Genomic DNA, 23,778 nt, shown 5'->3' on the forward strand with positions numbered 1-23,778 from the left:
GGCCAAAAATTGGCAAAAAACTGATGTACGGATTTTTTCTACTGTTCATGTTCGGACAGGTCAGTGCTGCATCTTGCGCACAGTATGATAAGGTCGCCCAAAACTTCAACAATACCAAATTGAGCGATGTTTTCGAGACGATTACAGAAACCACGGGTTATAAGTTTTTTTATGAAGCTTCTGAAGTTGATGTCAACCGAAAAATCTCAGTGAATGGCGAAAACCTATGTGTGGAGGACTTTTTGAAAGAAGTATTTAAGGAAACCGACCTTACGTTTGAAATCATAGCCAGACAGATCGTAATCAAGAAAAGGGGCAAAACCCTTCCGAGTTTAGTTCCACAAAAAAAGATTGAAACCGAAAATCCACAGACAAATTTAACTGGACTTGTATTGGATCAATCGGGAATTCCCCTAGCGGGAGCCAGTGTTGTGGCTAAAGGGACAAGTGTTGGAACGACAACTGATTTTGATGGAAATTTCGAGATTACATTGCCTGCAGGGGTTACTGTCATACAAGTATCTTATATAGGATATAAATCAAAAGAAGTAAATGTTGCCGGACAAACTTCCATTACAGTAGGCATGGAAGAGGATGCCGCATCTTTGGAAGAAGTGGTTGTGGTAGGATACGGTACCTTGGCCAAGAAGAAGGTGACAGGTGCAGTGGTATCTGTGTCTACAGAAACCATTACCGAGGTACCTGCACTTACACCTGAGGCCGCCCTTATTGGTCAAGTATCCGGAGTTCAAGTACAGGAAGTATCTGGAGAGCCCGGTGCTGCCCCTAACATTAGGGTAAGGGGTTCGGGGTCCATATCGGCGGGAAACGATCCGTTGTTCGTTGTGGATGGGATACCTATTTCCCGTAACTTGACATCATCCAGTCAATTGGGTGGTGTTGCGAACAGGAGGTCGACCTTTCAGCCGCCAACGATAAATCCATTGGCCACATTGAACCCCAACGACATAGAATCCATTCAAGTACTAAAGGATGCCAGTGCCGCAGCCATCTATGGTTCAAGAGGGGGTAACGGAGTATTGCTTGTTACAACGAAGAAGGGGTCAAATGGGGACGAGGGAGTCTATTCATTCGATTCTTATGTAAGTATGCAATCCGTTGCCAACAAATTGGACTTGATGAACGCGGAGGAACTGATTGATTTTACCAGGGACTCTAGAAACAATGCTTATTTGCAATCCGTGGACGGTGCTTCCATTGACGATCCAATTGGACCTGGAGACAGGGGCAATGGGAACTATGAGATGCCTGAATCTTTTTTGAACTGGGATGGAACCGATACTGATTGGCAAGATCTTTTGTTCAAGACCGGCATTGTTCAGAGTTACAATTTTTCCTATGCCTCGCCCATTCGCAACAAGACCAGTTTCTATGCCTCAACAGGTTACTTTTCGCAGACAGGTATCATAGATAAAGCAAAATTTGAGCGTTACTCCGTTTTATTGAACTTGAATTCCCAATTATCGGAAAAGTTGAATTTGGACTTGAGACTGGCACCTACGGTAACTGAAAACCAAAGGGTTCCGGCTTCATCACCTTATTTCGCAACACCTCCTGGAATTGTATATTCAGGTATTGTACACTCGCCCACGGTCAGCCCGTATAATCCTGATGGAACCATCAACCAATTGAATAACCAATCGTATTTGGGGAGTGGTACTACAACGGCAAGTAATCCTTTGGCCATTATCGAGGCCGTGGATGATCAGATTTTCCAATTCCAGACAAGAGGGACCCTTGGTTTGACCTATGATATTCTTCCCGAATTGAGCTTTAAAACATTTGGAGGGGTCTATATCAACTTGTTCAACCAAGATTTTTACAGGGCCAACACATTGCTGTACAGGAATTCAGCGGATGGCAACCCTTATGGTCAAGCCTCTTCTTCTACAGAGACCAATTGGCTTTGGGAAAATACGCTTAACTGGAAAAAAGAGATTGGAGATCATTATATTGATGCTGTGTTGGGATACACGGCCCAGAAGGATAATTTGACACTTAAGCAAGTGCTGGCGAACAATTATCCGGACGACCTTGTGCCCACGGTTAGTGGTGGCCAAGTATTTGGTGGAACTTCCGTTAAGGAGCAATGGTCGTTGCTTTCCTCTCTTTTCAGGGTAAATTATAGCTATAAAGACAAGTACCTCTTTACAGGGACTTTTCGTTCCGATAAATCATCCAGGTTTGGAAAGAATAACCAAACGGGATATTTCCCTTCCTTTTCTTTGGGTTGGAGATTGAATGAAGAATCATTTTTGCAGGATTCTGAAACGATATCGGAGTTGAAACTTCGTGTGAGCTGGGGTCAAACAGGAAACTTTGAGATTCCAAACTACGGTGCTGTAGGATTACTATCGCCCCAGAATTACAATCTTGGGGGAAACGAAATCAATGGATTGGTACAGAGCACTATTCCAAATCCAAACCTTACCTGGGAAAAATCCGAACAGTTTGATGCGGGTTTAGAGTTGGGCTTGTTCAATAACAGGGTTTTTCTATTGGCCGATTACTACGATACAAAAACAAGGGACTTATTGCTTAATGTTGCCATTTCCTCTGTTTCAGGTTTCGAAACAACGTTAAGAAACCTTGGAGAGGTTCAGAATACAGGTTTTGAAGTTGCCTTGAGCACCAAAAATTTTGTAGGTGATTTTACTTGGAATACAGATATCAATTTTGCCACCAATAAAAATGAGGTGCTTTCCCTGAACGAAGGTAATGAGCCCATTTATTCTTCCGGTAGTGCTGGTGTAAGGCATGTTACCCGTGTTGGAGACCCCATTGGCAGCTACTATGGTTATGTGGTGGACGGAATCTATCAATCCCAAGCAGATATTGATAGCGCACCTTTTGATACACAAGCGCCAGACCCTGCACCTGGTGACTTTAAATTCAAGGATGTGGATGGAGACGGTGAAATCACCCCGGACGATAGGACGGTGACCGGTAGTTATTTTCCAGATTTCACTTGGGGTATCAACAATAGATTGACTTTCAAAAATATTGACTTCAGCTTTTTGATTCAAGGGGTCGAAGGGAACGAGATATTGAACCTTACCTCACGACATATGAAGAACGGGGAGGCCAACTTTAACTCCTACGCCGTTTTCAATGAACGATGGAGATCTCCCTCCGAACCTGGAAATGGTTCGATCCCAAGAGCGGATAGGGAATCAGGAAACCACGGAAACAATAATAGACCTTCTTCTTTTCAAGTTGAGGATGGATCTTATGTGCGTTTGAGAAATGTGACCTTGGGCTATACTCTGCCAACCGAAAAGTTTTTCGGGAGCAAAATACAGAAACTTAGGTTCTATGTTACCGCGACCAACCTCTTTACCATTACGGATTATCTTGGTTACAACCCAGAGGTTAGTAGTATTACAACGAATAGTTTGACCCCCGGTGAGGATTATGGTGCATTTCCATTGACCAGATCCTTTACGATGGGAGTAAACCTAAAGTTCTAACCTAAAAAAACGGAAAAAATGAAACGAATTCTATATATCATGCTATGCACGGCTCTTTTTACCGGGTGTAGTGAAGACTTTACCGATCTCGCGCCAATTTCCAACAGAAACGAGGCCGATTTTTACAATGCTCCAGCGGATTTCGAGGTGGCGATCAATGCAAGTTATGCTGGATTGCAAAGTACTGGAGTGTATGGCCGCGGATACTGGACCATGTTCGAGATGCGAAGTGATAATACCGATCAGGGGCCCGATGCCACTGGATTGGCTCGTCAATATACTGAAATAAACTCCTTTACCGAAGATGCTTTAAATGAACAGGTCACTTCAGCTTGGAGCGAGTCTTATAGGGTAATCGCCAATTGCAATGTTATTTTGGAGCGTATTCCTTCTATTGAAATGAATGAAGCACTTAGGGATAGGATTGTTGGGGAAGCCTTGTTCATCCGTTCTTTGGTCTATTATCATTTGGCCATTGGTTTTGGTAATATTCCATTGCAGCTTACGCCATACGTGAGCGGTGATGAATTGGTTCAGGTTGATGAAAACACTGTTTTGGAGCAGTTGGTTACCGATTTGAACACAGCAGAGGAAAACTTGCCTGTTTCATATTCAGGTAGTGAGGTAGGAAAAGCAACAAAAGGAGCTGCCGCCATATTGTTGGCCAAAGTTCATTTGACCTTAGGGAATAATTCAGCAGCTGAACCAGTACTTAGACGTATTATCAGTAATTATGGTTATGAGTTGTTGCCCGATTATGCTGATTTATGGGGCGTTGCCAATGAGAACAATGCCGAATCGATTTTTGAGGTTCAGTATATCAGCGGAGGTATTGGGCAGGGAAGCCTTTTTACCAATGATTTTTCTCCAAGTACAGATTTACAGACGGGTTCCGGTTTTGGACGAAACCGACCTACAGTTGACATGCAGGAGGCTTATGAAGATGGGGATTTGAGATATGAAATTTCCATGGGGGCTACCTATATGAATTTGGAAGGAGAAATAGTTGAAGCCAGACACGTAAGAAAATACCAATCCGATTTGGCTGTTGAAAACGATTCGGATATCAATTTCGTGGTATTTAGATATGCAGATGTGCTATTGATGTTGGCAGAAGCCCTTGGAGAGACACCTGAAAGCTATGACCTGATCAATGAGGTAAGGGATAGGGCAGGTCTTCCTGATATCGATGCTTCCACGCCGGGTACATTTGAGGAAAAATTACTTCATGAAAGAAGGGTGGAGCTTGCTTTTGAAAATCATAGATGGCCCGATTTGAAAAGGTTTGGTTCCACTGGTATGGTAGTGGATGCCGAAACATTCATTACCGGTACCAGGGAGTACTTCTATATCCCACAAAGGGAAATGGACATCAACCCCAACTTTGTACAAAACTAAAAGACAGTAAGATAGTGCATGTTTTCATTCATTAAGTTAGTTTGATTGATTAGGCCCAATACCATGAATTACCTACTTATCACTATGTGCCTATCAATACCATAATGATTTTGGGAACAAAGGATTGCTGAGGTTGTCTCTTTAGGAGCGACCAGCACCACAATTGTAAAATTTTAACGAATTATATACCTATTAAAACGATGAGAAAATTACTAATGGCCGTTTGTCTATGCTTTGCATTCACAACCCTTCAGGCCCAACAAAAAAAAGTCTTGAACATTTTAGCCATCGGGGCCCATCCCGATGATTGTGACTCCAAATTTGGAGGTACGGCAGCACTATTTGCCAAAATGGGACACAATGTGAAATTTTTGGCACTTACCAATGGTGATGCCGGACACTATGCCATGGGTGGAGGTGTTTTGGCCAAAAAACGTAGGCAAGAAGCAAAGGATGCAGCTAAAACATTGGGCATTGCCGAATATGAGGTATTGGACAATCATGATGGCGAGCTGTTCCCAACCTTGAATGTAAGATTGGAGGTTATTCGGCGCATCAGGGATTGGGACGCAGACATTGTTCTGGGATTAAGACCGAATGATTATCACCCAGACCATAGAAATGCAGGTTCCGTGGTACAGGATGCGGCATACATGAACATCGTGCCCAATGTAGCACCAGATACTCCACCATTGAAAAAGAATCCTGTCTTTCTTTACATGAGCGATCACTTTAAAAAGCCATATCCATTCCAGAAGGATATTGCGGTAATCATTGATGATGTGATCGATACCAAGGTAAAGGGATTGGCCGCCCACGATTCCCAGATGTTCGAGTGGTTGCCATGGACCAATGGGGTAGATGTTTCAACCATACCTAAGGGAGAACAGGAAAGATTGGTTTGGCTTAAGGACAAGTGGATGAACAGAACCGCGGACGAGAGCACTTTGGAAGCCGTTAAAAAATGGTATCCCAATGTGGATATCTCAGAGGTACAGCATGTTGAGTTCTTTGAAATATGTGAATACGGAAAGCAGCCTACCGATGATGAAATCAAGGAAATGTTCCCGATGCTGGGATCGAAATAAGCTGTAAACACTGACCACCCAGGTAATATCCAATTGTAAATAACGAACCCATAAACCATGGAGAACAGCAAGCCCACAACCAAAAGGTACATCCACATTATAGGATTGGTAATGATTGTATTCTTTGTGATATCCTTCATTACCAATATTCTTAATTCCATTATCGTGGATGTAAAGGATAGCTTTGACCTTAGTCTTACTTTGACAGGCCTATTGCCTTTCACTTTTTTCATAGCCTATGGCATTATGTCCATACCGGCAGGATTTTTGTCTGAAAAGTACAGCGAAAGAACCTTGCTTTCCGTTTCTTTTTTGCTCATGGCGCTTGCTTCCCTGGGTTTTGCACTGTTGCCGCAATATGGGGTTTTCAGTATTACCTTGTTCGTATTGGGATGCTGCATGGCCGTACTACAGGTCATCATTAATCCAATGCTAAGGGTGGCCGGGGGAGAAGAGCACTTTGCTTTCAATTCCGTTCTTGCTCAGCTTGTATTTGGGGCTGCATCCTTTTTGAGTCCTTATTTGTACAAGTATTTGGTAAATGATGCTCATTCGGAAGACACCGTAGCGACATTGTTGCGTGGATGGGTTCCACAGGATTTGCCCTGGGCATCACTTTACATCGTATTTGCATTGATCTCTTTGTTCCTGTTCATTTATGTTTTCTTGACCAATTACCCAAAATTCGAAAAAACCGAAGAAGAGAAGGCAGGTGATAAAGGTTCGTATTGGGATCTTTTAAAGAATAAATGGACCATTCTCTATTTCCTTGGCATCTTTTGCTATGTGGGCACAGAGCAAGGGGTGGGGAACTGGATTTCACAGTTTTTGAGTCAATACCATGGTCTTGATCCCAAAACCACCGGTGCCGATACGGTATCCTACTTTTGGGCCATGCTTACCGTAGGCTGTTTGTTGGGGCTCTTGCTTCTTAAGGTAATGGATAGCAGAAAACTTTTGATTTTGGCTACATCCATAACCGTTATCAGTCTTATTGTGGCTTTAACGGGTTCATCCCAAATGGCCTTGATAGGTTTTCCGGCGGTTGGATTTTTCATTTCCGTAATGTATTCCATCATATTTTCCTTGGCGCTCAATTCAGTCAAGGAGCACCATGGCTCCCTATCTGGGATCCTGTGCACTGGAATAGCGGGTGGCGCTGTGATTCCTTTCATCGTTGGAGGATTGGGGGAACTCTTTACCCTAAAGGCAGGGATGTTTTTCTTGATGATTCCGTTGGCATTCATTCTTACCATTGGCTTTTGGGCCAAACCCTTGGTAAACAATAAAACCATAAGCTTAAAAAAGGACTAGTGGAAAAACAGGAAAAAATGGTCGTAGGGGTTGATGTAGGCGGCACCAAAATTAAAGCAGGAAGGATTTTGGGAGGGGAAGTGATACAGAGCAGCTTTTCCAAAGTGGATAAGAATGCCTCTCAAGATAATTCACTTTCAACATTGTTCAACACTATTGAAGAAGTGATGACGGATGAGGTTGAGGCAATAGGTATTGGGGTTCCAGCTGTTGTGGACCCAGATTTCGGAATAGTATATGACGTACAGAATATCCCTTCTTGGAGAAAAGTTCCTTTGAAGGATCTGGCACAAAAAAACTTTAATGTCCCAGTCTATTTAAACAATGATGCCAATTGTTTTGCATTGGGCGAGAAGTTTTTTGGTAAGGCCAAAAGCTATGATAATTGCGTGGCCCTTTCATTGGGCACTGGGCTCGGTATGGGGATTTTAATAGATGGCAAGCTTTACAATGGTGTCCTATGCGGTGCAGGCGAAGTGGGTATGCTTCCCTATAGAAATGGAATTTTGGAGGAATATGCCGGGAGTTTCTTTTTTGAAAACGAATACGGTGAATCGGCCAAGGAACTCTACGATAAGGCGCTGCAAGGCAATGCAATGGTACTTTCAGCCTTCAATCAATATGGGGTGCATTTGGGAGAAGCCATAAGGGCCATCCTCTATTTGTTCGCACCGGAATCCATCATCCTCGGTGGGTCCATTAGCAATGCATACGCTTTTTTCAAGGATGCACTACAGGAAGTATTGGATTCTTTCGCCTATCAAAAGCAATTGAAAAAATTTAAACTAGAAACATCGGACTTGGTGGATTCCCCCATTTTGGGCGCGGCTGCACTTTGTCTGTAAAACGAATAACCTTACTATACAAATGAGAATATTAATTACAGTCCTGATAGCATGTTTTCTGCTGAAATCCTGTGCAGAACCCGAAACCATCGGAAAAAAGCTCAGTATTACGGTCGAGAACAACGAGGAGGGAGCGCCCATAACCTTGGGAATCCCTTTTCCCAAAGGAGAGTTGAATTCAGTGGACCATGTACGTTTATTGACAGCCGATGGTGTTGAAATCCCGTCTCAGATCACGGAAGTAAGCAATTGGGGACCCATTGATGAGAGTGTTAAATGGGTATGGGTTTTCTTTTTCTCAGAAGAAACCCAAGACTATGTTTTGGAATACGGCGAAGGGGTTGTTCCCATGCTTCCGAAGGAGAAAATCATTTCAACCAACAATATGAGGCCTCAAGGTGGTATTGACGTGAATACAGGACCCCTATCATTTTCGATTCACAAGAAAGGCAATGGATTTTTGGATGAAGTCTTCTTGGATTCCAACAACGATGGAAAGTTCGAAACGGAAGAATTGATTGCTTCCTCCCCGGAAAAGAACAGAGGATCGTTTTTGGATTTATTGGATGATTCAGGAATAGATGCATCAAAAGCAGTCATCAATGAGGTGTTCAGGGAAAAAGGTTCGGGCCCTATGCATACTATTTTTAGGATAGAAGGTACCTATACATACAACAGGGAGGATAACAACCTGTCGCCCTTTACCATATGGTTGCATGCCTATGCAGGTAAAAGCTATATCAAGGTGCTTCATACCATGACTTATACTGGGATACCGGATAAGCACAAACCACAAGATGGCGAACATGCCAATATCGCTACACAGAACTCAAAAATCATTACAGAGAGTACTGAGGATGATGAGGGATGGACACAGCCCAATGATCAAATTGCCGCTTGTGGACTACAATTGAAGTACCATTTAAAAGATGATGTCAACGTTTCAATGCCATTGTACACTGGAAGTTGGGAAGAGGACGATACGGCCGATACCAAAATGGAGGAATTGGCTGTAAGTGGGCAAGAACCAGTACAACTTTTACAAAAAGGCCCAGGATATCGGAAAAGTACCAGTTTAAGAAGTCTTTACCTGAACAACTTCAATAAGGATGGAGAACAGGCGGAACAAGATGTAAAAATGGATTTTGAAGCTAGTTTGACCCAAGGTTCGGAGCGATTGGCCACATCTGAAAGAGCAAAAGGGTGGATGAACATTTCCGATGGCACTAGAGGAATAGGAGTGGGAATCAAGAACTTTATGAAGGAATATCCCAAAGGGATAGAAGTGGATCCAGGAACCGGAACATTGCTCGGAAGTATTTGGCCCAAGGAGAATGGCTCCATGAGTTTTGCAAGACATAATTCAGAACCGGATGGGGGGATGTTGGACAATTTTGCGCAAGGAATTACCAAAACCACCGAGTTCATCTACTATTTCCATGGTAATGAGAGTTCGGAGGAAGTAGGTAAAACGATGGATTACGTAGTGGAAGCTCCGGTTGCTCATGCTACACCCGAATGGTATGCCAATTCCAAAGTATACGGCAATATGGCACCGGCTTCTGACCAAAGACCGGAATTCGAAAATGCATTGCAATATAGATACCAATGGTGGGCCTATAACCAGAAACACGAGCCATGGTACGGTATATTCAATTATGGTGATGGAAAGAGTTATTTCTTCAATGGAAAATGGGTGCAATGGACCAATAATGAACCAACTGTGGATTTTATGCTATGGACCAATTTCATGAGGACTGGAGATCCTGAATATTTCAAGTTGGCACAGGCCATGAGTAGGCACACCATGGACGTTGACAACATCCACTGGCCCAAAAAGCGAACGTATTATGGAGAAGTCAATGATGCCATCGATTTTTGGAATTATGAGGACGAACCTGAGTCAACTCCTTATTTGGGAATTGGCAGAAGACATGCGAACGAGCATTGGTATGCATTGCTCAGTGCCCATGTTTGGATTCAGGGTTGGATCGCGGATTATTATTTGTCTGCAGACCACCGTGCCCTGGAAGTTGCTAAAATGACAGGAGATACCTATATAAAAAGGATTTGGGGTGAGCACGACCTAAGGGGAAGACGTTTGTACCTATCCGTTTTGAACTTGGTCGAACTCTATGATGCCACAAAGCTCAATAAGTATAAAACCGAACTCGACGAAAGGGTGGATTTGATGCTCGAACTACAGGAAAGACAAGGCGGGAACCTACTATTGGATAGGTATGGATATAGCCAGACCTACGTAGCACAAGGTCTGTACAAATACCAACAGATAACAGGGAACGAAGAGGTCAGGAAAGCACTACTGAAACATGCAAGATGGGTGCGTGATGTACCACCATTGAATCACGAAATGGAATCGTATTTGGCAACCATATATCCATTGTTGCTCGGATATGAAATAAGTGGGGAAAAGGTGTATTTGGATGAAGCTTTGGCAAGAGCAGAGATGTTGAAAATTGGGGAGCTCCCTAAAAAACCTGATGCATACGAAAATGCAAGTGAATACAGCGAAGATTTACTTGGGATATCCAATCTCCCCATGAGCAAAGGACGCTTTACCAATTGGCAGACGAATCAAGGGCTTCGTGTATTCGGATGGACACATGCCTACAACATACCTTATTTGCTCTACTGGATGGATGAAGAGCATATTGATATCGACTAAATCTGGTTACTTTTATGGAGGGATGGTGCGCCTAGGCATCATCCCTTTTTTTGCATACAACTAAACAACAAAATATGTCATATAAGAAAATCGGCTTTGTATTGGGCCCGCTCCTATTTGTCCTTGTACATTTCTATTTTTCAGGGGAAGGACTTTCCAATGAAGGGCGTGATATACTTGCGGCTACCTTGTGGATAGGGATTTGGTGGGTCTTTGAAGTGATTCCAATAGCAGCCACGGCATTGCTCCCCATCATTCTGTTCCCTTTGATGAATTCAATTTCATTGGGTGATACCACAGCCAGTTATGGGCATAAATATGTATTTCTGTATATGGGAGGTTTTATGTTGGCCGTGGCCATGGAGAGGTGGAACCTGCATAAAAGGATAGCACTTCAAATTATAAGGGCCATTGGAACAAATATGTATACCATAGTCTTGGGCTTTATGGTTGCAACAGCATTTCTTTCCATGTGGATTTCCAATACGGCCACAACAGTGATGGTATTGCCCATGGCTGTTTCCATAGTGAAACAAATGAAGGATAATCCCAATACCCTGAAAGATGAAAACAAGGTGTTCAGTAAGTTATTGATGCTGGGAATTGCATATGCTGCATCAATTGGCGGTATTGCAACATTGATAGGTACACCTCCAAATTTGGTTTTTGCCGGTTTTGTCCAAGAGACCTATGGAGTGGACATCGGTTTTTGGCAATGGATGAAATTTGGTTTGCCCGTGGCATCCCTTCTTTTGATATTGGCCTGGTTATATTTAACAAGGTTGGCCTATCCATTGGAAAGTGCACGTTTCCCTGGAGGTAAAGAGGAAATATATAGGATGTTGGTTGAATTGGGGCCGATGGGAAAGGAAGAGAAAATCGTTCTATCTGTATTTGGTCTGACCGCTTTTTGTTGGATAACAAGATCATTTTTTTTGCAAAATATAATTCCAGGGATTGATGATACCATCATTGCGGTAGGTGCTGCGATATTACTTTTCATTATACCCGCGAACGAGACAGGGCGAGCGCTTATTAAATGGAGTGAGGCTGTGAAGATTCCATGGGGGATCATTCTGCTGTTCGGTGGAGGCCTGGCCATAGCGAAAGGGTTTCAGGATACCGGTTTGGACCTTTATCTGGGAGGTCAAATGGCATTTTTTGATGGTTTTTCCTTGTTTGGCGTCTTATTGCTTGTAGTGGCTTCTATCAATTTTTTGACCGAGATCACCTCAAATTTGGCGACTACCGCCATGATGTTACCGGTTCTTGCTCCCTTGGCAGTGTCATTGGAAGTTGACCCGTTTATGCTTATGGTGGCCTGCACCACCGCAGCATCATGCGCATTTATGCTACCCGTGGCAACTCCTCCCAATGCAGTTGTGTTTGGGTCGGGTTATTTAAGGATCCCGGAAATGGTACGGTCCGGTTTTTTTATGAATATAGTATCGATTGTATTGATGACCTTGGCCGTTTATTTCTTACTGCCGTTAATTATGGATTTTTCCTTTTAAATAGATGAATTGGGGTTATATTCAACTTGCTGTGTCCTAGCATGGCTAAAATGTCCCTTAAGGGAATATTTTGAAGTAAAACTTGTGTGGCTAAAGCATGCCTGGCCAAATGTGTGGTCAGATTCTTTTTAATGCCACAGAGGTCAGCAATCTCTTTAATTAAGCATTGGACTTTTGATTGCTCAAACCAGGCAATACACAATCCCCATTGACAACTTTAGGGTGGTCATGATATTTATTTAAAATACCCAAAGCAGTTGGGAGTAGGGGAATGCCCAATCTGGACTTGGTTTAGGTGCGTTTGGACTTTATCCAAAACCTTCCATCTGTATGTTTCAAAACATTATCGGGATGTAGTTTTTGGACATCGATATAGGAAAGGCCAGTATAGCAGCAGAACACAAACGTATCCCGAACAACATCCAAACGTTCTCCATCAATTTCCTTGTTCACTAAAACCTGTAGTTCCTCTTTGGATAGGAATTCCCGTTCCACTGTTTTGAATTGTACTTTGTAGTTATAAAATGGGTCTTTGCTGAACCATTCATGGGTAACGGCAATTCGGATTATCTTTTTGAAATTGTTGATGTATTTCAATGCTGAGTATGGTTACATTCTTTGGTTGTTTTTAAGAAGTATTCAAATCCTTTAATGAATTTTAAATCCACATCTCGGATGGGAATATCTGACTTGCTCTGTTCAGTTTTGATAAATTCGGCCACATGGTTTCTGGTGGTATGATACCTTTTATAGGTACCCAAGGCAAATTCAATTCCAATGAGCTTCTTCATTTGCTGGTTATGCTCATCGAAGAGTTCCAACAACATCTTAACCCTCTTGTCATTGCCTGAAAATTTATCCTTTACATCATGCACTGTGAAAAATTCGCCTTCTTCTACCAACTCATTATGAATCTTATTAATCCTATGACGTACTGTGGCCATGAATCGATTTAATTCTTCTGCTTCAATTCCCTTTCCTTTCAATTTGTTCATTCTAGAGTCCCATTTTTCAGGGTCGATCTTTCTGTGGAGGCTAATGACAGATCGTTGGCCATTCACTGTTAATCTTAGGTATAGTCCGGCTTTACCGTTCTTATCGAGCCGTTTGTCTTTAAGGTAAAATAAGACTGCCAAGGAATTTGACATGTTTTGGGTATCGATTTGGTGCGTTTTAGTGGAGCCGGTGGAACGAAATTTTCCACATAATCCACATGGATTGTTGATCATGGAATTTTTTGAAAACTCACTCCGTAAAATTGAAGGATATGAAACTACAGAAAAATAGAATTGTTTTTGTGCTGGTAATGGTCTGTGTCGTGCTTTTCATCACCGTATATGCCATTGTGGCCTTTGGGCAAGATAAGGAACCTGAACTGGATCCAGAACGGATACCCGTTCCCGATCTGGAGGATTACCAGGTTGATTTCGAAACTAAACTGGAAGCTGTGGAGGCCATTAAAAAGGAACATGAAACCAATGCACCATCCATATATCCAGAACATATGGTGGATGAGAAAGGGTATTTCAACCCTGATTATATGGAGTATGAAAAGCATTGCATCATTGACAGTGTTTATCAATCCAAGACTTTTGTTGGAGCCGACCCCATTGTTCACAAGGAGGAGGATTCCATGTCCAATACCGCAGGGTCAGTTGAAACACACGATGGGGCAGTGGGACTCGAGCAATCTGTAGCTGCCAAACAAAACGTTACAAGGGATTGCGATTACAGCTACAGCATATGGTCTACGATGCTTCCGAAATGTACTTGGTCATCGAAATAAGGAACAATTCGGGAATCAACTTTGAAATTGACTATATTGAAGTTTACCGGGCCAACGGAAACCGCAATAAAAAGGCTTCCCACCAAAAAATACCTTTGACCGTATTATACAAATACAGGATGCCTTGTTCCATAATGCCCGGTCACAGGCAGCGGTTTATATATGTACTTCCAAAATATGTGTTGGGTGCCGATGAAAAATTTGTCGTGGAACTGAAGGAACTAAATGGGGGAAGGAAGGTCAAATTATCTTGGAAGTAAATTCATGGAAACATATTTTTCGTGTTAAAATGTAAACATTTTTGTTTATATTTGTGGTATGAACTCATATGCTGAAAAATATCAGGGAATTCACCCGGGCCGGGTACTCAAGAGAGAGCTAAAAAAAAGGTCCCTTAAACAACGTCCCTTCGCCATAGGGCTTGGGGAGCATCCGCAGACCCTCAATGCCATTATAAAGGGAAACCGTGACTTGAACACGGCATTGGCCCTTAAGATTGAGGATAAGCTGAAATTGCAGGAAGGTAGTTTGGTTCTTTTACAGGCATTTTACGACATTAAAAAAGAGAAGGATGGGATGCCTAGAAGGAAGCCTGATTTCTCGATTTTGCGTAAATCCCTGTTCTGGGATACGGATATCGAGAGCATCGATTGGGAAGGACGGTACAAAGCGGTCATCCGTCGTGTTCTCGAACGCGGTAATGTCCAGGAGAAAAAGGAAATCTCCCGGTTTTATGGTCCAAAAAAAGTTGCCGCTGTGGCCAACTCTTTGAAAGAAGCCCATACTTCATCTTAGCGTTAATGCATCATAATGCTATACTACAATACCGTAAATGATATACTTAAAGATAGCCTGGTCAAGTTGATGGGCGCAAATGAGTTTGAGGATTTTCGATTGGTGGGCGGAACTTCCCTTAGTCTGCAGGTGGGTCATCGGGAATCGGTGGATATTGACCTTTTTACCGATAGTCCTTATGGATCTATTGATTTTGGGGTTATCGATACCTATTTGGACAACGAATTTGCATATGTGGATGACATTCGGGAATTGTTTCCGGGAATGGGAAAATCTTATCTTATCGGTGTGGACAGGAACCAAGCCATCAAGTTGGATGTTTTTTACACCGACACCTTTATTGAACCCGTAAAGATTCAGGATGGGATTCGTATGGCCACCATTGAAGAAATCATTGCCATGAAACTGGACGTAATCCAACGGGAAGGACGAAAAAAGGATTTTTGGGATCTTCACGGGCTACTTCCTGATTATGGAATCAGAAAAATGTTGGAGTTGCATAAACAACGATATCCCTATGGTCACGAAAGGGATTTGATATTGAGAAATTTAATCAACTTTACAAGAGCCGATGATGATTTTGACCCAATTTGTTTACGAGGAAAGCACTGGGAATTTATCAAGGAAGATTTTGAGGAAGCTGCAAGCGCATTTGAAAGCTGACTGTTCCATTTTTTCAATAGGGTTAAAGAAATCCTTTAATCAAATCGGTGGATTCAAATAATATGGTTTGGGTTGGATGGGATACCTGACATAGTATGCCGCCCTCACCCAGATACAATTCGGCATACAACAATTTAAAGCAAATATTAACTTTCAAATCACTTTAGCCGAATTTTGGGAGGAGGTATAATGATAATTTTATGAAATTAGCGATGTCCTAATACGGGTAAGGCTACAAAAAAGGGAAGGCTACACATGGCCGTATCGGTCGTGAACCCTTTGTCCGTAAAACGTTTTGTACAGATGAAGCTTTCCAAGGTAAAGACGGACAAGAGCGATGCCAAGGCCATAGCGGAGTACGCCAAGGTCAACGCTGTTCCCCTGTACGACGGCAAGGGCGAGGACCAAGCTGAGAGCCTCCAATTATTGGCTTTGATGGACATCTATCTCAAACAGCGGACACAGGTAAAGAACAAGCTGCACGGTGAAAAGGTCCTGGGCATCCCTTCAAGGGCGGTCCATTCCTCCTTGTTACGTTCTTTGAAAAGCCTGGACAGGGAGCTGGAAGCCCTTCAATCACGATTGCTCGGATTGGTCAAGAAAACGCAGCAACGGCAGCTTACCAACCTGAAGAGCATACCTGGACTCGGGGACAAGACAGTGGCTCTTCTGATCGTGCTAACAGAGGGCTTCACGAAATTCGGGAATGCTGGGCAGCTTTGCAATTACGTGAAACCAAATAAAATAAAAAAACCTGTAAATCAGTAATTTACAGGTTTGTTGTTTTGTTTTGATGGTGATTTAGTGGAGCCGGAGGGACTATGTATAGTTCAATGGTTAGTTTTTTAAATGCCCTTTAAATGATACCTGACCCGTTTAAATCCCCCTTTGTAATTGAATTTAGCTTATAGGGTTTTATTGAACTAGATTGAGGTAAATTGAAATAAATGGAAAGTTTGTTGACTAAATGTTGACTTACTATTACTTCTTTTATAGTTTTAAGGCTATTCTTTATAAAAATGGCCACCGTCAAATTTCTTCTACAAAGCACGTCTGTCTACAAGTGCGCCAATATATTTGAGATTATCCCTAGGTAGAAATAATTCTGTAAAAAGGAAAACAGGTTTGATAATTGATTATGTCAATTGGAGTATTCAAACTGGTTTTCCCAAACAAAATAATGCTAGAAATAAGGTTACGCGTAATAGGTTAAAGAATCTAGAAACTTATGTTCTTGAACAAGTAAACGAAGCTCAATCTTGTGGGGAAATTATTGATGGTTACTGGTTAGAGAATCAGATCGATTTACATTTTAACCGAACTCCAATAAACAGTCTCTCATATTTGATTGAATACGGAGAACATTTCCTGAAACAACTTAGGTATAAATCCGGAGGTGTGGATAAAAATGCAGTTAGTAGTGCAACCTTTAAAAAGTATCAAACCATTTTGAATAAAATCAAAGGTTTTGAAGAGTACAAGGGCCAAAAATATTTGGTTAAAAATGTTGATCTGGTCTTTCGAAATGAATTCATGGAATTTCTTGATAAGCAAGAAAGATTGAGTCGGAACACAATAGGACGATATTTAAAGTTTGTAAAAACAATTTGTCTTGATGCAAGCAAAAATGGGATTGAAATAAGTGAACAACTCAAACACTTTAAGGGTTTCACGGTTAAAGCGGATAAGATAACCTTATCTTTTGAAGAGCTCAGGGTTCTTGGAGAACTAAGGTTTTTAGAAAGGAAATATCAGATTGCCAGGGATTGGCTAATTATCGGTTGTTATACAGGCCAAAGAGTTTCCGATTTATTCAGGATGAAGAAAAGTTTTATTGAAAAAATTGAGGGCTTTGATTTTATTGTTTTAAATCAGGTTAAGACAGGTAAGCTTGTTCAGATTCCGTTGCATCCTGAGGTACAGAAAGTATTGAGTAAGTATAAAGGGTTTTTTCCTCCTTTGTTTACAGATAATTTACAAAGTAGTGCTGCAATATTTAATAAGTTATTAAAGGAGATATGTAAAATCGCAGGGTTTAACCAATTAATTTCGGGTAGTTGTTATAATGCAGACTCTGGGAGAAAGGAAAATGGCACTTTTGCTAAATATAGTTTAATCTCTTCTCATGTGTGTAGACGTTCATTTGCTACTAATTTTTATGGTGACCCCTATCATCCAACTCCTTTATTGATGAATATTACAGGACATTCAACAGAAAAAATGTTCTTGGAATACATCGGTAAAAAACCAATTGATTATAGTCTTCAATTGGCCCGGATATGGAAAGCAAGATTCAAAGAAAATGTCAACATGGATAATGCACAACAAGCTTAAACATGAGAAGCTCAGAAATTAATTTAGATGGACTCGGATTCTCTTCTTCTTTTAGGGAAATTATTTTGAATAGCAGTAAAATAAAACAGACCATTGGAGATGAAATGCTTTTTCAAAGAGAAAATGACCTATCTAAAACAAATATCATCAAGGTACTCCTAAAAATTGACCAAAGTGTTCAACAATTATCCAAACCATTGAGACAAATGGAGAATAGGGAGAATTTTGGCGATACCGTTGCCGAGTCAGTAATTGAACAACTTGGAAAGCTCGGTAATTCACGTCTTGTTTACAATATTGCAAACAAACTCATAAACTTGGATGAAGGGGAAATTATACTATTACGTCAAAAAGCAAGAAAACTCAATAATCCTGCATTCAAAACATCTGATATACAACACCTTATTGATGACTATCAAATTTCAAAGTCATTTTTTAATAGAGGAATGAGATTATTTTTAGATGAAATAAAATATAAAGGAAATTTTGATGAATCTAAAAAGAGCTCTTCTCCCGATTCTTCTACGCACATGGAAGGGAATATTGAACCAAGGAAGACTCATTCATTTGAGAAAAAACTTTGGTTTAAAGTTGGCCTGCTATTTTTAAAGGGGGAAATCCAAAAACAGCTTAAATATAAATCTGCCTTACAGGTCGCCAAAGAACTTGACCTTCCCGAAGGACGGGTTTATATCTCTGGAACTTGGAATGGTACATCCAAAAATATATTGGTAAATCCCAAATATCTGGAATCACTACTTACCTATGCCCAAGAACATAAAATTAAGCCAAGTGAGGATTTTGTCAATGCGGCAAAAAAATTAAACCTACTCTAAGGTCCCTAAAATTAGAACTGTACAAAAATTGTACAAAACTGTTTCCTGTACATACTTTCTTTATTGGCACCTTGGCAATATTTGCATACAAATGTCAAGAAAATGAAAACGGTTCAACTAATTCAGATAACGCTAGAAGAGCTCAGTGAGATAGTTGTTGTTGCTGTCAAAAGTGAGGTTGAAAAGTTAATGACTAACCAATCCAAGTGTGATTCCGATAAGCTATTAACTCGAAAGGAAGTTTCTGAATTTTTCAAGGTTGATATTTCAACAGTTCATAATTGGACCAAAAAAGGGAAATTAAAAGCCTATGGTATAGCCAATAGAGTCTATTATAAGGAATCTGAACTGAAACGAGCACTAACTGAAATATAGTAAAACACTGATTTTAATAATGTTACAGGGGTTGTCTCCTTGAACCTAAACTATGTAAATATGTACACCCTTGAATCTAACAAATTAGTTAAGGAATGGGGCTCTTGGTTGGGCTCCATGAGTTGGGATTATTTTGTGACCATTACTTACAAGTTTGATGTTACAATGAAGCAAAATCAAAGATTGATGAATGATTTGAGTAATTATTTACACTCAAGTGGGGAAGGGATTTGTGTGTTCTGGGTAACTGAAAGTGCGTATGGTAAAGCTCACACTCATAATCATATGCTCGTTATGGGTCCAAATATTTATCGACTGATATTTAACTTTTTTAATAAGCGGAAACTAATTTCGGACAAATTCGTGAGGTTTTTGAAGTATCGGAAAAACTTGGGTGCCAATTTTTATGTAGCAAAATATCTAGGTTCAGCTTATACGGACTATGGATTAATTAATACAACACTAAAATAGTATAGAATAGTATGCCATTTAAGCCTGGACATAAGAAAGTAGGAGGTCGTAAAAAAGGGACACCAAATAGATACACGGAAGATGTTAGAAAGATTCTGAAAGATGTGGTTTTTAATGAACTGGAAAATATTCCAGATATTTTAGAGGAGTTACCACCTGAAAAGAGAATTGATGTTTTCTTGAAATTAATACCTTTCGTTTTTCCTAAGGTTAACAATGTAGTTATGGATGACGGTGAGCCCAAATATATAAGACCGCCTGAGGAGCAATTCAGATATAAGGAGGATTAGTCCCTGTAACAACTGTAACATTTAGTTAGGCCATAAGATTGATTATATTTGATTGATCTTAATCAAATTTCCACGCTAACTATATGTCCGAAGAACAAAAGAAACTGCTCGAAACGCAATTATGGAACATTGCCAACGAGTTAAGAGGCAAAATGGATGCCGATGAGTTTAGAGATTACATACTAGGCTTTATTTTCTACAAATACCTTTCCGAAAAACAATATTTGTACGCAAACACCTTGTTGGAAACCGAAGCAATAAAGGATTATATTTTGGTAACCGATGCAGGCGATTTGGATGCGATTAAAGAGGAGTCGCTTTTAAAGTTAGGCTACTTTTTAAAACCCGAAGAACTTTTTAGTTCCATAGCAAAAAAGGGGAATGCCAATACCGAGAATGAAAGCAATTTCATACTAGCCGATTTGGAAAGCATTCTCAACAGTATTGAGCAAAGTACCATGGGTACGGAAAGTGAGGATGATTTCAATAAACTTTTTGAAGATTTAGACCTCAACAGCACCAAATTGGGGAGAAGTACCGAAGCCCGAAATAGCCTTATCTCCAAAGTACTGTTCCATTTGGATAAAATTGACTTTGCCTTGGAGGATGCCGAGGCCGATGTATTGGGTGATGCCTACGAGTATCTGATTTCTCAGTTTGCCAGTGGTGCGGGCAAAAAGGCGGGGGAGTTTTATACTCCTCAGCAAGTTTCCAAGATACTGGCCAAAATCGTGACAACGGGCAAAAAACGCCTTAAAAGCGTGTATGATCCCACCTGTGGCTCCGGTTCGTTGCTCTTGCGTGTAAGTAGGGAAGTACCAGTGGATGATTTTTTTGGGCAGGAACTCAACCGAACCACCTACAATTTGGCTCGGATGAATATGATTTTGCACGATGTCCATTTTAGGCATTTTGATATTAGGCAAGAGGACACCTTGGAACAGCCTCAGCATTTGGATATGCGATTTGAGGCCATTGTGGCCAATCCACCTTTCTCGGCTAAATGGAAAGGGAAGAACAACCCATTGAATGAAAACGATGAACGCTTTAGCCAATACGGGCGTTTAGCACCCACTAGTAAGGCCGATTTTGCCTTTGTGCAGCACATGCTCTACCAATTGGCAGAAAACGGCACCATGGCCTGTGTATTGCCCCATGGTGTATTGTTCAGAGGAAGTGCCGAAGGCATGATTAGGGAATATCTCATTAAAGAACTCAATTATTTGGATGCCGTGATAGGTTTGCCTTCCAATGTTTTTTACGGTACAAGCATCCCCACCTGTATTTTGGTATTGAGCAAATGCAGGGTAAATAGCGATAACATTTTGTTTATTGACGCCTCACAAGGTTTTGAGAAGGATGGCAACAAAAATAAACTGGGAGAAGCCCATATTGATGCCATTATAGACACCTACCGAAACCGCATTGCAAAAGATAAATTTAGCAACGTAGCCTCTTTGGATGAGATAACAGAAAACGATTACAACCTCAATATCCCCCGTTATGTGGATACTTTTGAAGAAGAGGAGCCTGTGGATTTGAACCAAGTTACCACCGACTTACAGACCTTGGAAAAAGAAATAGGCGAAACTGATGCTACCATAGCCGATTTTTGTCAACAGTTAAACATTAAAACACCGTTTTGAGATGAAAAAAAACGGACAAATTCCCGAATTAAGGTTTAAAGAATTTAACAATCCATGGAAATTGGAGTTGCTTGAAAATATTGCAAAGCGAGGTTCTGGACATACTCCAAATAAAAAACATAAGAATTATTACAATGGTGATATTAAATGGGTGTCGTTGGCTGATTCCAAATATTTAGATGATGGATTTATTAACGAAACTACTTATCAAATTTCAGAAGAAGGAATAAGAAATTCTTCTGCTGTATTACACGATAAAGGTAGTGTTTTGCTATCAAGAGATGCAGGGATAGGTAAAAGTGCCGTAATGAAATCTAAAATGGCAGTTAGCCAACATTTTATTGTTTGGAAACCTCATAAGGATAAACTTGATAATTGGTTTTTGTATTATATCTTGCAAATTTATAAGCCTGAATTTGAAAGAATTGCAATTGGCAGTACAATTAAAACGATAGGCCTCCCCTATTTCAAGAAACTTAAAATTAAAGTGCCAGAGTTAGAGGAGCAGCAAAAAATAGCCTCTTTCCTTTCAGCAGTAGATATAAAAATAGCCCAATTACAGCGAAAGAAAGAGTTGTTGGAAGAATACAAAAAAGGGGTAATGCAGCAAATCTTTTCCCGACAATTGCGGTTTACCAAAGAAGATGGGGGTGCTTACCCTGATTGGGAAGAGAAACGGTTGGGTGAGGTTGCAAAAAAAGAATCATCTAGTATTTCTGCGAATAAAATCGAGGACAATTTCGGGAATTATAAAATTTATGGAGCAACGGGTCTTATCAAATGCATTGATTTTTATGAAGTAGGAGAAGACTATATTTCAATTGTAAAGGATGGTGCGGGAGTCGGTAGAACTCTTTTATGTGAAGCTGAATCTTCTGTTTTGGGGACTTTAGATATAATCAAACCCCAAAAGGATGCAAACCTATATTTTCTTTATTCATTGTTGAATAATCTCAATTTCACAAAGTATATCACTGGTAGCACCATTCCTCATATTTATTTTAAGGATTATTCAAAGGCAAGAATAAAAATTCCTTGCATTGAAGAACAAACCCAAATCTCCCATTTTTTAAGTGCCATTGATAAAAAAATAGAAGTGGTGCAAAGCCAAATAAAGCATACCCAGAATTTTAAGAAGGGGTTGTTGCAGCAGATGTTTGTTTAGAATTTAAATTGGAAGACATATATAAAATGTTAAAAAAGGTAATAAATTGTTCGAAAAGTTGTTATTTTGCAGTAACAGTACACACCACGCTACATCATAAGAACAGCGTCCCAGGGTGTGTCTTTTGCTTTATGGGCTTTAGTTTTATTCCCTTAAAACTTAAATTGAATGTTTAAAAAGCCCGCATTTACCAAAGAACAACAATTACAACAATTAAAGGATAGGGGACTTCACTTTTCCAATGATGCCATTGCGTTAAAGTATTTGTCGCATATCAGTTATTACCGTTTAGGGGAATATTGGTATGTGATGCAAGAAGATAAAGAAAATCATACATTTAAGGCTGGCAGTAAATTTGATGATGTCGTTGCCCTTTACAATTTCGATGCAGAGCTAAGATTACTATTATTTGGGGTGATTGAAAAAATTGAAATCAGTCTTCGTACCAAATTAATATATCACCTTTCCCATGAATACGACCCATGGTGGTTTCAGAATTTTGAACTTTTTTCAGACAGCAGGGCTTTAGTAAAGACCTTATTCAATCTTGAGGAGGAAATCAGTAGGACAAAAGACAAATCGATAAAAAACCACTTTAAAAGACACACGGACGATTTGAGATTCCCCCCATCATGGAAATCACTTGAGCATACCAGTTTTGGTTCATTGTCCAAGCTATACGGTAATTTGAAAAACACCATAAAATCAAAGGACACCATTGCTGATGAGTTTGGGGCTGTAAATCATACTTATTTGCCAAGTTGGCTGCAATCCATAGCACAAATACGCAATTTTTGTGCGCACCATTCGAGACTCTGGAATCGTAATCTACCCGGCACGGTAAAGCTATTGCCTAAACCTCCGAACCCGTGGATTGGGGATGTAAACAATGTGCCAAAGCAGCATGAGTTTTCAAAGCTATATGTGCATTTGTGCCTAATGAAATATTTATTGGATACCATTCAGCCCAAAAATAATTTTGGAGAAAAATTAGTTGAGTTATTCACTAAATTTCCAAATGTTGATCCTGATGCACTTGGAATGAAACCTGATTGGAAACAAGAACCCCTTTGGAAATAAT

General features: G+C 40.5%; 22 protein-coding genes and 2 pseudogenes. 21 read left to right on the forward strand and 3 right to left on the reverse strand.

The window, feature by feature from the left end; all coding sequences use genetic code 11:
* Positions 1 to 23 precede the first annotated feature (23 nt).
* The 7 genes from EO132_RS17265 (at position 24) to EO132_RS17295 (ending at position 12,336) form a co-directional block, all read left to right on the forward strand.
* Positions 24 to 3,491, forward strand: coding sequence for a TonB-dependent receptor (locus tag EO132_RS17265; protein WP_235856504.1), 3,468 nt, complete (start codon positions 24 to 26; stop codon positions 3,489 to 3,491).
* Between the two features lie 18 nt (positions 3,492 to 3,509).
* Positions 3,510 to 4,889 carry a RagB/SusD family nutrient uptake outer membrane protein gene (locus EO132_RS17270; RefSeq protein WP_127139058.1) on the forward strand — a complete coding sequence of 460 codons (1,380 nt, stop codon included), beginning with the start codon at positions 3,510 to 3,512 and terminating at the stop codon, positions 4,887 to 4,889.
* Positions 4,890 to 5,089: 200 nt separating this feature from the next.
* Positions 5,090 to 5,977, forward strand: coding sequence for a PIG-L deacetylase family protein (locus tag EO132_RS17275; RefSeq protein ID WP_127139059.1), 888 nt, complete (start codon positions 5,090 to 5,092; stop codon positions 5,975 to 5,977).
* 57 nt (positions 5,978 to 6,034) lie between these two features.
* Positions 6,035 to 7,291: an MFS transporter gene (locus EO132_RS17280; protein ID WP_127139060.1), complete on the forward strand. Its 1,257-nt coding sequence runs from the start codon at positions 6,035 to 6,037 to the stop codon at positions 7,289 to 7,291.
* A complete protein-coding gene (locus EO132_RS17285) occupies positions 7,291 to 8,136 on the forward strand; it encodes an ROK family protein (RefSeq protein WP_205780382.1) in 846 nt (281 codons plus the stop codon). Before EO132_RS17280 ends, EO132_RS17285 begins: the two co-directional genes overlap by 1 nt.
* A gap of 22 nt (positions 8,137 to 8,158) precedes the next feature.
* Positions 8,159 to 10,822, forward strand: coding sequence for an exo-rhamnogalacturonan lyase family protein (locus EO132_RS17290; protein WP_127139061.1), 2,664 nt, complete (start codon positions 8,159 to 8,161; stop codon positions 10,820 to 10,822).
* Between the two features lie 74 nt (positions 10,823 to 10,896).
* Complete coding sequence (locus tag EO132_RS17295) at positions 10,897 to 12,336, forward strand: SLC13 family permease (RefSeq protein WP_127139062.1); 1,440 nt, start codon at positions 10,897 to 10,899, stop codon at positions 12,334 to 12,336.
* On the opposite strand, the gene EO132_RS19800 is transcribed toward EO132_RS17295, so the two are convergent.
* The 3 genes from EO132_RS19800 to EO132_RS17310 all read right to left on the reverse strand — a co-directional run bounded on the left by EO132_RS19800 (position 12,317) and on the right by EO132_RS17310 (position 13,484).
* Positions 12,317 to 12,538 (reverse strand): tyrosine-type recombinase/integrase, encoded by a 222-nt coding sequence (locus tag EO132_RS19800; RefSeq protein ID WP_127139063.1) that lies wholly within the window; start codon positions 12,536 to 12,538, stop codon positions 12,317 to 12,319. The genes EO132_RS17295 and EO132_RS19800 overlap by 20 nt on opposite strands.
* Positions 12,539 to 12,627: 89 nt before the next feature.
* Positions 12,628 to 12,933: a hypothetical protein gene (locus EO132_RS17305; RefSeq protein ID WP_127139064.1), complete on the reverse strand. Its 306-nt coding sequence runs from the start codon at positions 12,931 to 12,933 to the stop codon at positions 12,628 to 12,630.
* The gene (locus EO132_RS17310) at positions 12,930 to 13,484 is read right to left on the reverse strand and encodes a phage integrase SAM-like domain-containing protein (RefSeq protein WP_164732377.1); all 555 of its coding nucleotides are present in this window, start codon (positions 13,482 to 13,484) and stop codon (positions 12,930 to 12,932) included. The genes EO132_RS17305 and EO132_RS17310 overlap by 4 nt, the downstream gene beginning before the upstream one ends.
* Before the next feature lie 37 nt (positions 13,485 to 13,521).
* Here EO132_RS17310 and EO132_RS19805 point away from each other — a divergent pair.
* The 14 genes and pseudogenes from EO132_RS19805 to EO132_RS17380 all read left to right on the forward strand — a co-directional run.
* Positions 13,522 to 13,623: pseudogene (locus EO132_RS19805) on the forward strand (conjugal transfer protein TraK); the annotation flags it as partial.
* The gene (locus EO132_RS17320) at positions 13,604 to 14,122 is read left to right on the forward strand and encodes a hypothetical protein (protein ID WP_127139066.1); all 519 of its coding nucleotides are present in this window, start codon (positions 13,604 to 13,606) and stop codon (positions 14,120 to 14,122) included. The pseudogene EO132_RS19805 and the gene EO132_RS17320, both read left to right, overlap by 20 nt.
* Positions 14,059 to 14,382 carry a DUF4138 domain-containing protein gene (locus EO132_RS17325; RefSeq protein ID WP_164732378.1) on the forward strand — a complete coding sequence of 108 codons (324 nt, stop codon included), beginning with the start codon at positions 14,059 to 14,061 and terminating at the stop codon, positions 14,380 to 14,382. Before EO132_RS17320 ends, EO132_RS17325 begins: the two co-directional genes overlap by 64 nt.
* 58 nt (positions 14,383 to 14,440) lie before the next feature.
* The gene (locus EO132_RS17330; RefSeq protein ID WP_127139068.1) at positions 14,441 to 14,917 is read left to right on the forward strand and encodes a helix-turn-helix transcriptional regulator; all 477 of its coding nucleotides are present in this window, start codon (positions 14,441 to 14,443) and stop codon (positions 14,915 to 14,917) included.
* Between the two features lie 15 nt (positions 14,918 to 14,932).
* Positions 14,933 to 15,580 carry a nucleotidyl transferase AbiEii/AbiGii toxin family protein gene (locus EO132_RS17335; protein WP_127139069.1) on the forward strand — a complete coding sequence of 216 codons (648 nt, stop codon included), beginning with the start codon at positions 14,933 to 14,935 and terminating at the stop codon, positions 15,578 to 15,580.
* A 261-nt stretch (positions 15,581 to 15,841) separates the two neighbouring features.
* Positions 15,842 to 16,309 (forward strand): annotated as a pseudogene (locus tag EO132_RS17340) (IS110 family transposase); the annotation flags it as partial.
* Positions 16,310 to 16,657: 348 nt separating this feature from the next.
* On the forward strand, positions 16,658 to 17,914 hold the full coding sequence (locus EO132_RS17345) for a site-specific integrase (RefSeq protein WP_127139070.1): 1,257 nt from the start codon (positions 16,658 to 16,660) through the stop codon (positions 17,912 to 17,914).
* Between the two features lie 2 nt (positions 17,915 to 17,916).
* Positions 17,917 to 18,750 (forward strand): hypothetical protein, encoded by an 834-nt coding sequence (locus EO132_RS17350; RefSeq protein WP_127139071.1) that lies wholly within the window; start codon positions 17,917 to 17,919, stop codon positions 18,748 to 18,750.
* A 102-nt stretch (positions 18,751 to 18,852) separates the two neighbouring features.
* Entirely contained in the window at positions 18,853 to 19,125 is a 273-nt protein-coding gene (locus tag EO132_RS17355) for a helix-turn-helix domain-containing protein (RefSeq protein ID WP_127139072.1), read from the forward strand.
* Positions 19,126 to 19,185: 60 nt separating this feature from the next.
* A complete protein-coding gene (locus tag EO132_RS17360) occupies positions 19,186 to 19,596 on the forward strand; it encodes a rolling circle replication-associated protein (protein WP_127139073.1) in 411 nt (136 codons plus the stop codon).
* 11 nt (positions 19,597 to 19,607) lie between these two features.
* A complete protein-coding gene (locus EO132_RS17365; RefSeq protein WP_127139074.1) occupies positions 19,608 to 19,886 on the forward strand; it encodes a hypothetical protein in 279 nt (92 codons plus the stop codon).
* Positions 19,887 to 19,969: 83 nt separating this feature from the next.
* Complete coding sequence (locus EO132_RS17370) at positions 19,970 to 21,532, forward strand: type I restriction-modification system subunit M (RefSeq protein ID WP_127139075.1); 1,563 nt, start codon at positions 19,970 to 19,972, stop codon at positions 21,530 to 21,532.
* Between the two features lies 1 nt (position 21,533).
* A complete protein-coding gene (locus EO132_RS19375) occupies positions 21,534 to 22,697 on the forward strand; it encodes a restriction endonuclease subunit S (RefSeq protein WP_164732379.1) in 1,164 nt (387 codons plus the stop codon).
* Positions 22,698 to 22,865: 168 nt separating this feature from the next.
* Positions 22,866 to 23,777, forward strand: a complete 912-nt coding sequence (locus tag EO132_RS17380) for an Abi family protein (protein WP_127139076.1) — start codon at positions 22,866 to 22,868, stop codon at positions 23,775 to 23,777.
* The last annotated feature ends 1 nt before the right edge of the window (position 23,778 follow it).

It is taken from the genome of Flagellimonas oceanensis (genome assembly GCF_003992595.1).
Taxonomy (GTDB): Bacteria; Bacteroidota; Bacteroidia; order Flavobacteriales; family Flavobacteriaceae; genus Flagellimonas; species Flagellimonas oceanensis.